This is a genomic window from Streptomyces corynorhini (assembly GCF_003346515.1).
In the GTDB taxonomy this organism is placed as follows: domain Bacteria; phylum Actinomycetota; class Actinomycetes; order Streptomycetales; family Streptomycetaceae; genus Streptomyces; species Streptomyces corynorhini.
Window position 1 is genome coordinate 1 of sequence record NZ_QQNA01000144.1, and the last position, 11,815, is coordinate 11,815.

The window sequence follows — 11,815 nt, forward strand, 5'->3', positions numbered from 1 at the left end:
GTCCACGCCGCTGATGCCGACGACGTACTTCGTGACGCCGTCGGCATCAGCGGCGTGGACCAGGTCTCCCAACAGGGCGGCGTCGACGGGTGCGTTCACTTCACGAGTTCCTTGTGGTGATCGGCGACCTTGATGATGGCCACGGTGTACGCCTCAGCGAGGTGGAGGTCCTGGTCACGGTGCCACACCGGAAGTTTCACCGTAGCGCCGTGCACACGCCGGGCGGTGGCGAAGCTGCCGACGGCGGGGCCCTGATGGCCAGCGTAGCCGGGCAGGAGGGCCCCGGGAGTGCGGAACAGCCGGTGATCACCGAGAGGGCGGGTGGAGCCGGGCAGGTCGACCTCGCTGGCGCCCTCTCGTAACCGGGCCGCGGGTGCCGCTCCCGCCGGGGCCGTCGGTAGCCGAGCACGACGTCCCGACCCGACGGCAGGAAGTACCGCGGCCTGGACCTTCGGAGCAACGATCTCTCGCAGATTCGCGGCCTCGACTCGCTCAAGCAGATCGTCATCGATCAGGCCCGGACACTCCAGTTGGCCGAAGCTCTCACCACCGAGCTGGACGTCACCTTCGGCGAAGACCTCGACGCGACGTAGCGCGGCACCTGCCCCAGGGAGGCACAACCATGGGCCCGCGACTCGTATTCGACGCGTTCGACGACCTCGCAGCCGGTGCGAGGTCGCGCCCGTCCGGCTGACCCCGCGTCGCCTCGGCGTGACCGTGCCTCGCGCGGTCCAGCTCTCCTGGGACGAGCCGCTGGCCGGCTCCCCGCACATCCGCCCCGCCCGCGCCGCGAGCGCCAAGCCCCGACGCCGAGCACCAGGCCCGGCAGACGCGGAAGCCTGCGGACCAGGCGGGCGACCACTCACGCCCGGGGCCGATCTCTTTTCTCACTCGGTGTCACTTCTGGGGGCTGCCAGACGTAGCGGACATCCGGCTCTCGCTCCTCGTTGCGCAGCCCGTCCGTTCGCTGGACCGCGATGAAGCCGTGCCTTTCATAGAACCGCTGCGCCGCTTCGTTGACCTGGAACGTCCACAGAACCAGTCCGTCCGGCTGCCGTTGCTTGGCCAGGGCCATCAACTGGTCGCCCAGCCCCCGCCCGCGCCACGATGGATCGAGGTAGAGCTGTTTCAGCTCCCCTCCGTTGAGTACCAAGAGCCCCACCACACCGCTGTCGGCGACTGCCACCCAGGTCTCGTACTGCGGCACGAGCACGCGTGAGAACCAGGCCCGCACGTCGGCGTCGTCGTGTGCGCGGCGCACCGATGGCAGTGCGGCGGTGAAGGAACGCAGCCACACATCGGCTGCGGCGCGTGCGTCGGCGCCGCCCGCACGGCGGAGAACAATGTCATGACTGCTCACAGCGCGAGACCTCCACAACGCTCCAGGGCTTGATGACGTCTTGCGGGCTCCGCCTCTGACGTCTTGCGGGCCCCGCCTTTCAGGCCAGGTTCTACTTCCCGGGCCGTCCGAGCTGGTGAACGGTCCAGCCCGACGCTCGCCAGGGCTCGGGGTCCAGGGTGGTGCGGCAGTCGATGAGCAGAGGATTCGTGGGGCGGCCCACGAGGGCCTGGGGGTTGACCTGCTGGTACTCGGGCCACTCCGTGGCCAGGACGACGAGATCGGCGCCGTCGAGGGACGCGGGCAGGTCGTCGGTGTAATCGAATTCGGGGTTGCGCATCATGGCCGTGGCCACGGCCTGCGGGTCATGAATGGTGACGGTGCCGCCGACCTGCTGGAGGGCCTGAGCGAGGGCGAGGGCCGGGGACTCGCGGACATCGTTCGTGCCGGGCTTGAACGCGGCACCCCACACGGTTACCCGGGCGCCCTTGACGGGGCGGTCGCCCAGGGCGCGGGTGATGAGCCCCAGAGCAACGTCGGTACGGTTCTCGTTGATCTCCTCGGCGGCCCGTAGCAGAGTAGCGGCCCGGTCCGCGCCGAGCTGCCGCGCGGAGGCGGTGAAGGCGCGGACATCCTTCGGCAGGCAGCCGCCGCCGTAGCCGATGCCCGGCCTCATGCCGCCGCTTCCGATGCGGGGGTCGATGCCGAGGATCTCCACGATCTTGGAGATGTCGGCGCCGGCGGCCTCGCACATGTCGGAGACGCCGTTGATGTAGGAGATCTTCAGGCCGAGGAAGGTGTTCGCCGCGCCCTTGGCGAGTTCGGCGGTCTGCGGGTCGCAGACGAACAGCGGGACACCTGCGTCCAGGATGGGCGCGTAGACAGCGCGGACCACTTTCTCCGCCTCGGCGGTGGTCAGACCGGCGATGAGACGGTCCGGGCGGAGGGTGTCCTGCACCGCGTGCCCCTCGCGGAGGAACTCCGGGTTCCACACGACATCAACACCCGTGCCGACGGGGGCCAGTCGCTGGGCGAGGGCGGTGACCTGGACAGTGGTGCCGACAGTGACGGTCGACTTCCCGATGATGGTGCAGGCCCTGGTCAGGTGGGGGGCGAGTTGGCGAATGGCGCCGTAGACCTGTCCGGTGTCGTAGGAGCGGCCGTCGGCGTCGATGGGGGTGCCGACACCGATGAAGTGCACGTCGGCGAAGTCGGCGGCCTCGCGAATGTCGGTGGTGAACCGCAGGCGTCCGCTCGCGGTGTGGCGGGCGAGCAGTTCGGGAAGCCCGGTCTCGTAGATGGGGCATTCGGCGGCGTTGAGCCGGTCGACCTTGGCCTGGTCGACATCCACGCCGACGACCTCGTGGCCGAGTTCGGCCATCGCCGCCGCGTGTGGGATACCGAGGTGACCACAGCCGATCACGGAAACACGCATGGCAGGACGTCCTTGTCGGATCGGGGGCACACCGTGCTCGGTGTGCCCCCGACGCTATCGGTACGGGGGCGGGCGCGAAGCGGGGTTGCCCTGGCTCAGACAATCACGTTGAGGAGCCCGGCCAGGCGGAGCAGCGCGGGAGTGGCCTCGGAGCGGACCACGACATCGCCTTCCCTGGCGCCTTCGATGAGATAGGGCTTGTGGACCCCGTTCTCGGTGACACCCTCAGTGTCCAGGTAGAAGATTTTCAGGCCGCGCTCACGGGCGCGGTCCTGGACCGCGCGCCGGTCGGCGTGCAGACCGATCACGAGCACGGACTTGGCGTCGTCCGGGAACGGCATGTGGGGGGTGCGCTGGTCGTAGCGGCGCATGAACGCCTCCGCCAGCCCGGCGCGGGCGAATAAGCGGTCGAAGTTGTGGGTGGCCACCGGGCCGGTCATCGCCCCGGCATCATGGAGGGCCTTCAGAGCCCGGTGCGCGCCGGTCGGCTCGGCAAGGACCACGGACTGGAACATCGTCACCATGTCGCCGACCTTCCGGTCCGTTTCCGTCAGCATCTCCTTGACCAGGGTGTCGGCGGACGGTGCGAGGGTGAAGGCGTAGCCCTGGGTGAGGTCGTCACCCGTGCGGGCGGTGACCCGGTAGACCTCGTGAAGCCAGTGCAGCGGCGGGATGCCCGCCTCGATGCTGGTGCCGCAACCGGCTTCCACGACGAACGGCAGGTGGTCCAGCAGGCCCGACAGATCGTCGGCGTAAGTCGGTTTACCGCGCTGCCCCTTGACTCGGATCCCTCCGGCCAGCACGTCCCAGGGAAGGTTCCGAGCGGCCCGGGTGAGGCCGTAGTCCTCCGAGTGGATCGCCACGTCGAGGGACGTGAATCCCTCCGGGGTGTCACGGCCGGCCCGCTCGTCCTGCGGGTGGACGGCGTACTCGGCGACGGTGGTGTACAGGTCGCCGTGCCGTCGGCCGTTCTCGTCGCCGGTGGGCTTCCACCGGCCGTCGGTGAGCCACTGGTCCACGTCACGGCGGTGGTCGGCGATCTCGGCGGCCGGAGCCAGCCACGACACGTACAAGTACAGCTCCTCCAGTACCAGGCGCTCCATCGGCTGGGTCCGGTCGAGGCCATAGTGGAGGCGGTAGTGCACGACGCGGCGGCGGCCGGAGGAACCCTCGGTCCACCCGGACTGCTCGGCGTTGGCCGGATCCTGGGTGCGCCTCCAGATGCCCTCCTCGATGGCCGGGCACCGCTGCCCACTGGCCTCCGAGGAGAACGTCGCGTCCCACACGCGGACCTGGTCGGCGGTCAGGGAGTCGATTACAGGGTGAGGCAGGAACACGGTGTTCTCCTTGATGCATCGGATGGCCCGTGAGGGGCCCAATGGTGCGGTGCCGGTGCACGTTGCGCGCACGGCGGTCCAGGAAGCACAGGTGATGCCTGTCCGACGGACGTCGGGAGCGGCTCAGCCGTCTCGGTGCAGGGCGCTCACCGCGTCGCGGAGAACCGCAGTGAGATAGCTGATGTCCTCGTCCGTCGAGTTCAGTGGAGGGGCGACGACCAGGCCCTCGCTTCTCGGGTCACCGGCTCCGGTGAACGGATAGAAGAACACCGCTCGCTTCTCGGCCTCTTTCATCAGGGGCCAGAGCAGACCGGGCGCGAGTTCCACGCCGTACAGGTGGCCGATGCCTCGGACGTCCCGTACGGCGGTCAGGCCGGTCAGGGGCCGCAGGAGCGACCCGAGCCGTTCGCCCCGAGCCCGGAGGACGCCCGGGTCCATGGATTCCAGCTCGTCCAGGACACCGAGGCAGGCCGCCGCCTGAAGGGGGTGGGCGGCCATGGTGCCCATCGCGGGCAGGGGATCCGCGTCGTCGTGGCGGAGCAGCGGCGCGATCTCGGGGGACACCAGTACCGCGCCCACGCTGGTGTAGCCCGCGCCCAGGCCCTTGGAGAGGATGCACAGGTCCGGCTCGGCGCCGTCCCAGTGGTTGCTGGCCAGGGGGGTGCCGGTGCGCCACAGTCCGGTCAGGACCTCGTCGTGGATGACGAGGACTCCTCGCTCCCGGCAGATCTCCGACACACGTCGGAGGTATCCGTCGGGCGGCACGTAGGCGCCGCCGGTGGTGCCGTTGACGGGCTCCAGCAGGACAGCGGCGATGCTCTCCGGGCCCCTGCTGTCGATCGCCGTCGCCACTTCGTCGGCACACGAGGCATCACACGTGCGCTCCGCGTGGTCGTGGGCCGGGGGGTAGGGCGCAGGAAAGGCCGGACCGAGACCGAGCGCGTCTTCCGGCCTCGGCCGCCGGGCGTGATTACCGGCGAGCGCGAGGGTGAGCGCGCTGTTGCCGTGATAACTCAGGCTGGACGTCAGGATGTCCCCGCGCCGCTTCCCGCCCCGGACGCGCGCGATGTTCCGGGCCAGCCCGACGGCGACCTCCACGGCGAGGGTCCCGCACGTCACCAGCGCGACGGAGTCCTGCGGACGTCCCACAGCGTGGCACAGACGGTCCATCAGCTCCACTTGGACGTGGGGTCGTACCACGGCGGCGCCACCGAACGAGGAGCGGAAGAACTGCCGCTCGATGCGGGAGAGCACCTTGCGGCTGCCCTGTCCCACGTTCACGCAGATGAGTCCGCTCGATCCGTCGAAGATCCGGCGGCCGTCAGTGCAGTGGAGCCAGGGCCCACTCGCTCTCACCACATCGAAATCCGGTAAGGGCCTGGACGAGGTCAGCAACCGGTCGCGCCGGGGCAAGTACCGATCCACGGAGACATCCCTTCCTGGGTGTGCCCAACGGGCTGGTGAAGAGAGATCCTGGCGCGCCGTCACCGGCCGCAGAAGCACGGTGCGACTGCCTCGCGATGCCTCGCCGTGCCTCCCCGTGCCTCCCTGCTCCGGCCTCTTGACCTACCGGCCCCGATGGGCAGGACACTGACCCCTACTGGATCGGGGCACATATGCGGAGGGGCAGGACACAGATATGGCCGGTTCCGCGGAAGAGGACCTGATTCAGCGTGTATTGGACCTCCTCGGCTGCCTCGACCGCGCCGCCTTTCTCCGGCGCGTGGCGGCATGGCACGAGTCCCTCGGCTTCGGAGCGATGGCCACCAGGCCGGAGAAAGTCAGCCGGTGGAAGCGGGGGGTACGCCCCGACCGCTGCACGGAGACGGCCATGGCCGCCATGCTCGGCGTGCCGACCGACCAGGTCCGCGCGCTGGGCTGGCCGCACTGGCTGCGCGTGGCGCTGGACGCCGACCAGGTGCTGCTGACCGCGCCGTGGACTCCGGCCGGTGCACTCACAGCACTGGACCATCTAGGAAGGCCGGACACCATGGACCGACGAGCAGCACTCTTCACCGGCGGCGCCCTGGCCGCCACCACCCTCGCCAACTGGGCAGCGGCTTCACCTGCCACAGCTGTGCTCACCTCCGGTCGGCCGCGCGTCACCGACCGCAGCGCGGCACTGATCGACGCCCGCCTCACGGCACTGCGCCAGCTCGATGACGAGATCGGGTCCGCCGAGACGTACGCACTGGCCCGCGCCGAACTCAGCTCGATCACCACGGTGCTGCGTACCCGCTCCTACAGCGAACCGGTCGCCCGCCAGCTGTTCGCCACCGCCGCCGAGGCATCGCGAATCTGCGGCTGGTGTGCGTTCGACTCCGGGGACACCGCCGTGGCGGAGCGCCACTACATGGCGGCCGCGCGGGCCGCCGCGAGCGCCCAGGACCCCATCGTGACGGCCAACCTGTTCGCCTTCTGGGCCATGGCCCGCTACAGCGACCACGACACGTCCGGCGCCCTGGACTACGCCGATGAGGCTCTCAGAAACGCGCGGCGCACCGGCTCCCCCCGGATGATCGCCATGATCCACGCGCGCACTGCCCGCGCCCACGCGAAGTCCGGAGACCTGCGTGCCAGCCGTCGCGCCGAGGCCGCCGCATTCACCGCCTACGACAACGCCGGCCGCCCGGAAGACGAACCGGCCTGCGTCTACTGGGTCAGCCGGGCCGAGTTGCACAGCTGGGCCGCGAACAACGCTTCCGATCTGCACGACCCCCGCCGGGCACTGACCCACTACGCGGCCGTCGCCGCGCCCCGGGACGAGACGTACGACGGCGACGCCTACCCCCGCTCGCGCGCGCTGCGCCTGAGCCGCGAAGCCGATGTCCACCTCTCGCTCCGCGACGTGGAGGTGGCAGTGCACACGGCCGACCAGGCTGTACGCGCCATGGGCGGTGTCACCTCCGCGCGAGGCACGACTGTCCTCACCGATCTGCGGACCAAGCTCCGAGCCCACCAGCACCTGCCCGAAGTCCGTGAATTCCTGGACCGCACCGTCTGATTCATGGCCTTTGGCGCCGACCCTCCGTCCGGCGCCTGGCCACCGTCCTGGACGCACTCGCACCACACCGGGACGCTCCTGCGGTGCGCGATCTCCTGGAACGCGCCATACGACGGAGCCCCGTCACTCCGGGGGAAGGGTGACGGGGCCCGTGAGGCAGTGAGGCGGAGGTCAGGAGGCGTCGAACCGCCCCTGCCGGACAGCGCCGACGAAGGACGCGAACGCCCCTGCCGGGACGAGCAGTACGGGCCCCTGGGGGACCTTCGAGTCGCGGACGGGAACGGTGCCGGTGGCGGTCGCGTGCGTGGGGGCCCACTCGACGCAGGAGCCGCCGTTGCCGCTGTAGGAGGACTTGAGCCAGAGGAGGGTTTCAGTCGCCATGGAGTGCCCTTCGGTCAGACGGTGCCGAACTCTCCTGACTTGATGCCCGTCACGAAGGACGCGAACGCATGGGTGCGGACAGTCAGCACCGGGCCGCGCGGGACCTTCGAGTCGCGGACGGGAACGGTGCCGGTGGCGGCCGAGTGAGCGGGTGCCCACTCGACGCAGGTGCCGCCGTTGTCGCTGTAGGAGGACTTGAGCCAGAGGAGGGTTTCAGTCGCCATGGAGTGCCCTTCGGTCAGACGGTGCCGAACTCTCCGGACTTGATGCCCGTCACGAAGGACGCGAACGCATGGGTGCGGACAGTCAGCACCGGGCCGCGCGGGACCTTCGAGTCGCGGACCGGGACTATGCCGGTGGCGGTCGCGCGCGCGGGGGCCCACTCGACGCAGGAGCCGCCGCCACCGCTGTAGGAGGACTTGAGCCAGAGGGAGGAGGGAGCGTCGGTCATCACAAGGTGCCCTTTCGTACCTCGTTGATCATGGCCACGGATGCCGCCTGGGAGAGCGCTTCGGCCTGTAGTTGATGGTAGGCCCTCACCAGCGGCAGCACGGATGTGATCTCCCGGTCCAGGTACCCGTTGGTCTCGGACTCGACGTAGGACATGACAGAGCGGTCGGGCAGGGTCAGCAGATTTACCAGCCGCTTGAACGGACGATTCTCGCCAATGGAGTACGGGGCCAACTGGATTACCGTGTCCGGTTGTTCAGCGAACTCGATCAGACGGGCCACCTGGCGGTCCATAACCCCGGGCCCGCCGATCGGGCGGCGGATGCAGCTCTCGTCCAGGACCACGATCACTATGGGCGGGACACGCCGCACAAGAGCCGCCTGCCGCTCCACCAGGGACTCGACCCGCTCGCAGGCTTGCTCGGGGGTAATCATGCCTCGCTTCACGTAGCCCCCTTCTATGGCTGTTGCGTACTCCGGAGTCTGGAGCAGTCCGGGGATCACTCCCACGTCAAACAGCCGGATCTCCGCCGCGCGCGCCTCCTGCCCCAGGTACTCCGGAAAGCCCTCCAGCAGACTGCCGTTCCGGATCTCGCCCCATGCCCGTTCGAACGACTCAGCGGTCCCCGTCAGCCCGAGGGCCGTATCAACGCTGCGCGAGAACCGAAGAGTCGGCGGCTTACGGCCAGTTTCGATCGCCGAGATATGCCTGCCCGAGTAGCCGATCAGCTCGGCGAGATCGTCCTGCTTCCAGTTGTGCGCTTCGCGAGAACTGCGCAGGCGTGCGCCAAAGGCCGCTCGCGGGCCTGCTTCGGGGTTCAACTCCTTGAGGTTTACCAACGTGCTCTCCATCTCGGAAACGTTGAAGGCCGCTCAACCGTAGGCCACTCTGGTCGCCCTGGGTAGTGGATTCACTACGGATAGGAGTGATGGTGCCCGGAAACAGCCTCCCTGCCAAGCGGCGGGAATCCCACCCCCTCAGCGACACCCACGAGCTGCACACGCTGGTCGGCGCCGGGGGCTTCCACCGGCTGACCCCCGACTGGTGGCCGGATCAGGAGCAGTTCGCGACCCCCGACCGCCCCCTTCTCCTGCGGGTCGAGGCGGCACTCAAGGCGAGGTTGACCGATGGACAGTGAAGACAGGAGCGAGGCGCGGGAGTTGCTGTCCCGCCTCTCCGACGCGTTCGGCCGGAACGGCATGCTCGTGACCCGCAAGGGGCCCGGAAGCGAAGGCGGGGACCTTCCCCCCAGCTCCGCCCTCACGTGGCCCCCGTGCGAGTGCGGCAAGCCGGTCTGCCCGGACTACAACCCCGAAAAACCCATGCGGGCCAAGCTCACCGACCGCAACAGGCGCAGCAGCCGGGGTGGACTGTGACGCGGGTGACGCGGGTTACGCGGGTGTCGCGGATGACGCGGGCGACACGGGTACGAGAGTGGTTCCGGGGCAAGGTCGCGTCGCTGGACATGTGGTGGGGCCTGTACGGCCAGTTCTCCGCGCCCGTACTGCTCCTGAGCCCGCGCCGACGCCGCGTCGCCCGGGAGTACACGGCGCGGCCCACCGACCACGATGACGTACTGCGGCTGCTCCAGAACATCCGGGAGCGCGTCGCGTTGCGGCGGCAGTACGACGCGACCATCGCCCAACTGGGAAAGCTGCGGCAGGAGATGGTCGCGGCGGAACTGCGCGTGCTGGACGACGGCGTGCTGTTCGAGCGTGTCTTCAGGCGCCCGCAGGAGAGACAGCCGGAGGAATGAGCCACCCGCCGGGGGCACCGGCCTCCGGTCATCCGCCGGGCGACCGGGAGCCGGTGCCCCGGCGGGTGGCTACGCGTGCTCCTCCCCCGGCCGTCCCGGCGGCCCTGGCCCGTCCTCCCCCGACCCGGCCGGGGCCTCCGGCCGCCCGTACCGCTCCCGCAGCTCGGAGAGCACGCCGAAGGCCGCCGCCGTCAGGGGTACGGCGAGCAGCATGCCGAGGATGCCCGCGACGCTCGCACCCGCCGTGATGGCCAGCATCACCACCGCCGGGTGCATCTGGACCGTACGGCTCTGGATCATGGGCTGGAGCACATGCCCCTCCAGCACCTGCACGGCGAGCACCACCCCGAGCGCCCACAGGCCGATGACCCAGCCCCGGTCGGCGAGGGCGACCAGCACGGCCACGGCGCCGGAGATGAAGGCGCCGAGGTACGGGATGTACGCGCCGACGAAGACCAGCGCGCCCAGCCCGACCGCGCCGGGCACCCGCAGGATCAGCAGGCCCACGGTAATGCAGACGGCGTCGATCAGGGCGATGACCGTCGTGCCGCGCATGAACCCCTCGACCGCCCCGAAGGCACGCCGCGCCATCGCCACGACGGTCTCGCCGGTCGAGGCGGGCGCGAGGGATCTGAGCGAGCCCGCCACGCGTTCGGAGTCGCGGAGGAAGAAGAACATCAGCAGCAGCGCGAGCACGGCGGTGGCGATCAGCTCGCCGACGACGCTGATGCCGGTGAGCACCCCGGAGGCGGCGGTGGCGCCGAACTTCCCGAGCAGGCTCTTGGCGTTCTTCGCGACGTCGTCGAGCGAGGTGCCGGCCGCCCCGAAGTGCTTCGACACGTCCTTCCCCGCCTGCCGCAGCGAGGAGACGATCTGGTCGCCGCTGTCGATGAGCGCGCTGACGACGATGTACCCGGCACCGCCGACCACGGCCACGACGGCGACGCAGGTCAGCCCGGCGGCCAGCGACTTGTTCAGCCGGGCGGCCCCGACGAGCCTGCGGTGCAGGGGCCGCAGCAGCGCGGTGCCGAGGACGGCCAGCAGGACGGGGGTGATGGCCGTCTTGAAGGTGACGCACAGCCAGATCGCCACCGCGCCGACACCGGAGACCAGGAGCAGCACCCCGCACCACGCGCCGAGGCGCCGGGCACTCTCGGGGAGGAGGGAGGGTGTCGACGGCGTCTGCACTCCTCCACCCGAGCACGGCCCCCCGCCACTGTCCCGCCGAAGGACGCCGCCCGGGTGACGCGGCGGGGCCGGCGGTGTCCGGGATCAGCCGACGCGCAGTTGCCGGTCACCGAAGTCGGCGACCAGCCGTAGCGTGCCGCCGAGGGCTTCGACGTACGCGACGATCGTCGCCAACTCGGACCGGCCCAGCTCACCCCGCTCGAAGCGCGAGACATTCGACTGAGTGGTTCCCATAGCTGTCGCCACCTCGGTCTGCGTCAGCGACTGCTCCTCACGGATCTCGGCGAGCCGGTAGGCACGGATCCGGCCCTCCATCTCCGCTCGGATCTCCCGTCTGCGCTCGTCGCTGATCCGCGTTCCGCTCTCCTCATGGATGGCGGCCGCTTCAGCCCTGGTGTCCTTCCAGTTGTGCATGATCAGTCCTCTCCAAGCCGCTCATGCGTCTACGTTCATCGATGGTGTCAGCGGTCCAGCTCATCAAGGTGCCGATCAAAGCGATCGTCCGCGACGGGGATATTGCGGTCGTACCAGGCGTTCCAGGAGCCGCGCTTGTCACCGGCGACCATGATCAGGGCCTGTCGGCGTGGATCGAACGCGAACAATATGCGGATCTCCGAATTGCCGGTGGAACCCGGGCGTCACTCCTTCATGTGGTGATGTCTGGACCGACTGACCCGGTCAACCAATGGGCGCCCGAGCATGGGCCCCACTTCCGAGAGTGACTGCGGTGAAGGGGGTCCGGGAACCACGCCCCGGACTCGTGCTCTCCTAGCCCATGTGAGTGACGAAAAGGCCACACCGCCGCAGCCGCCCCGCCCGGAGCACAGCCCATCCGCCCAGGGGTCCTACACCGCACAAGGCCCGCACGCCGCCCAGGGGCCGTACCCGGCCCACGGTTACCACCCGGGCTCGGGCCCGAGCCCG

The 11,815-nt window shown here is 69.7% G+C and carries 15 protein-coding genes; 4 read left to right on the forward strand and 11 right to left on the reverse strand.

The features are described 5' to 3' along the window. Positions 1-862: 862 nt before the first annotated feature. The 4 genes from DVH02_RS18545 to DVH02_RS18560 form a co-directional block, all read right to left on the reverse strand. On the reverse strand, positions 863-1,360 hold the full coding sequence (locus DVH02_RS18545) for a GNAT family N-acetyltransferase (protein WP_114624934.1): 498 nt from the start codon (positions 1,358-1,360) through the stop codon (positions 863-865). A 91-nt stretch (positions 1,361-1,451) separates the two neighbouring features. Next, positions 1,452-2,774, reverse strand: a complete 1,323-nt coding sequence (locus DVH02_RS18550) for a UDP-glucose dehydrogenase family protein (protein WP_114624935.1) — start codon at positions 2,772-2,774, stop codon at positions 1,452-1,454. A 95-nt stretch (positions 2,775-2,869) separates the two neighbouring features. Beyond that, on the reverse strand, positions 2,870-4,111 hold the full coding sequence (locus tag DVH02_RS18555) for an SIR2 family protein (protein WP_114624936.1): 1,242 nt from the start codon (positions 4,109-4,111) through the stop codon (positions 2,870-2,872). Between the two features lie 123 nt (positions 4,112-4,234). Beyond that, positions 4,235-5,536: an aminotransferase class III-fold pyridoxal phosphate-dependent enzyme gene (locus DVH02_RS18560; RefSeq protein WP_407697644.1), complete on the reverse strand. Its 1,302-nt coding sequence runs from the start codon at positions 5,534-5,536 to the stop codon at positions 4,235-4,237. 298 nt (positions 5,537-5,834) lie between these two features. Between DVH02_RS18560 and DVH02_RS18565 the strand changes: the two genes are divergently transcribed. Then, entirely contained in the window at positions 5,835-7,115 is a 1,281-nt protein-coding gene (locus tag DVH02_RS18565; protein WP_147286079.1) for a transcriptional regulator, read from the forward strand. Between the two features lie 171 nt (positions 7,116-7,286). On the opposite strand, the gene DVH02_RS18570 is transcribed toward DVH02_RS18565, so the two are convergent. Genes DVH02_RS18570 through DVH02_RS18585 form a run of 4 tightly spaced genes read right to left on the reverse strand, consistent with a single transcriptional unit; the run spans position 7,287 to position 8,798 of the window. Beyond that, positions 7,287-7,496: a DUF397 domain-containing protein gene (locus DVH02_RS18570; protein WP_114624939.1), complete on the reverse strand. Its 210-nt coding sequence runs from the start codon at positions 7,494-7,496 to the stop codon at positions 7,287-7,289. 14 nt (positions 7,497-7,510) lie between these two features. Next, positions 7,511-7,720, reverse strand: coding sequence for a DUF397 domain-containing protein (locus DVH02_RS18575; protein WP_114624940.1), 210 nt, complete (start codon positions 7,718-7,720; stop codon positions 7,511-7,513). Positions 7,721-7,734: 14 nt separating this feature from the next. Then, on the reverse strand, positions 7,735-7,947 hold the full coding sequence (locus tag DVH02_RS18580; protein ID WP_114624941.1) for a DUF397 domain-containing protein: 213 nt from the start codon (positions 7,945-7,947) through the stop codon (positions 7,735-7,737). After that, complete coding sequence (locus DVH02_RS18585; protein WP_114624942.1) at positions 7,947-8,798, reverse strand: helix-turn-helix domain-containing protein; 852 nt, start codon at positions 8,796-8,798, stop codon at positions 7,947-7,949. Before DVH02_RS18585 ends, DVH02_RS18580 begins: the two co-directional genes overlap by 1 nt. 80 nt (positions 8,799-8,878) lie before the next feature. Between DVH02_RS18585 and DVH02_RS18590 the strand changes: the two genes are divergently transcribed. Genes DVH02_RS18590 through DVH02_RS18600 form a run of 3 tightly spaced genes read left to right on the forward strand, consistent with a single transcriptional unit; the run spans position 8,879 to position 9,703 of the window. After that, the gene (locus tag DVH02_RS18590) at positions 8,879-9,085 is read left to right on the forward strand and encodes a hypothetical protein (protein ID WP_147286080.1); all 207 of its coding nucleotides are present in this window, start codon (positions 8,879-8,881) and stop codon (positions 9,083-9,085) included. Next, positions 9,075-9,323 carry a hypothetical protein gene (locus DVH02_RS18595; RefSeq protein WP_147286081.1) on the forward strand — a complete coding sequence of 83 codons (249 nt, stop codon included), beginning with the start codon at positions 9,075-9,077 and terminating at the stop codon, positions 9,321-9,323. The genes DVH02_RS18590 and DVH02_RS18595 overlap by 11 nt, the downstream gene beginning before the upstream one ends. Before the next feature lie 32 nt (positions 9,324-9,355). Continuing rightward, positions 9,356-9,703 (forward strand): hypothetical protein, encoded by a 348-nt coding sequence (locus DVH02_RS18600; RefSeq protein ID WP_114624945.1) that lies wholly within the window; start codon positions 9,356-9,358, stop codon positions 9,701-9,703. Positions 9,704-9,772: 69 nt separating this feature from the next. Here DVH02_RS18600 and DVH02_RS18605 read toward each other — a convergent pair whose 3' ends face one another. The 3 genes from DVH02_RS18605 to DVH02_RS36965 all read right to left on the reverse strand — a co-directional run bounded on the left by DVH02_RS18605 (position 9,773) and on the right by DVH02_RS36965 (position 11,502). Next, positions 9,773-10,891: an AI-2E family transporter gene (locus DVH02_RS18605; protein WP_114624946.1), complete on the reverse strand. Its 1,119-nt coding sequence runs from the start codon at positions 10,889-10,891 to the stop codon at positions 9,773-9,775. 84 nt (positions 10,892-10,975) lie between these two features. Continuing rightward, positions 10,976-11,305, reverse strand: coding sequence for a helix-turn-helix domain-containing protein (locus DVH02_RS18610; protein ID WP_114624947.1), 330 nt, complete (start codon positions 11,303-11,305; stop codon positions 10,976-10,978). Positions 11,306-11,352: 47 nt separating this feature from the next. After that, complete coding sequence (locus DVH02_RS36965) at positions 11,353-11,502, reverse strand: type II toxin-antitoxin system RelE/ParE family toxin (RefSeq protein ID WP_325051380.1); 150 nt, start codon at positions 11,500-11,502, stop codon at positions 11,353-11,355. Positions 11,503-11,815: the final 313 nt, after the last annotated feature.

What these genes read in the sequence shown, in the direction of transcription:
- DVH02_RS18570 (WP_114624939.1), bottom strand. Translation starts at nt 7,496, where the DNA reads ATGGCGACTGAAACCCTCCTCTGGCTCAAGTCCTCCTACAGCGGCAAC.
- DVH02_RS18610 (WP_114624947.1), bottom strand. Translation starts at nt 11,305, where the DNA reads ATGCACAACTGGAAGGACACCAGGGCTGAAGCGGCCGCCATCCATGAG.
- DVH02_RS18585 (WP_114624942.1), bottom strand. Translation starts at nt 8,798, where the DNA reads ATGGAGAGCACGTTGGTAAACCTCAAGGAGTTGAACCCCGAAGCAGGC.
- DVH02_RS18575 (WP_114624940.1), bottom strand. Translation starts at nt 7,720, where the DNA reads ATGGCGACTGAAACCCTCCTCTGGCTCAAGTCCTCCTACAGCGACAAC.
- DVH02_RS18580 (WP_114624941.1), bottom strand. Translation starts at nt 7,947, where the DNA reads ATGACCGACGCTCCCTCCTCCCTCTGGCTCAAGTCCTCCTACAGCGGT.
- DVH02_RS18600 (WP_114624945.1), top strand. Translation starts at nt 9,356, where the DNA reads ATGACGCGGGCGACACGGGTACGAGAGTGGTTCCGGGGCAAGGTCGCG.
- DVH02_RS18595 (WP_147286081.1), top strand. Translation starts at nt 9,075, where the DNA reads ATGGACAGTGAAGACAGGAGCGAGGCGCGGGAGTTGCTGTCCCGCCTC.
- DVH02_RS18550 (WP_114624935.1), bottom strand. Translation starts at nt 2,774, where the DNA reads ATGCGTGTTTCCGTGATCGGCTGTGGTCACCTCGGTATCCCACACGCG.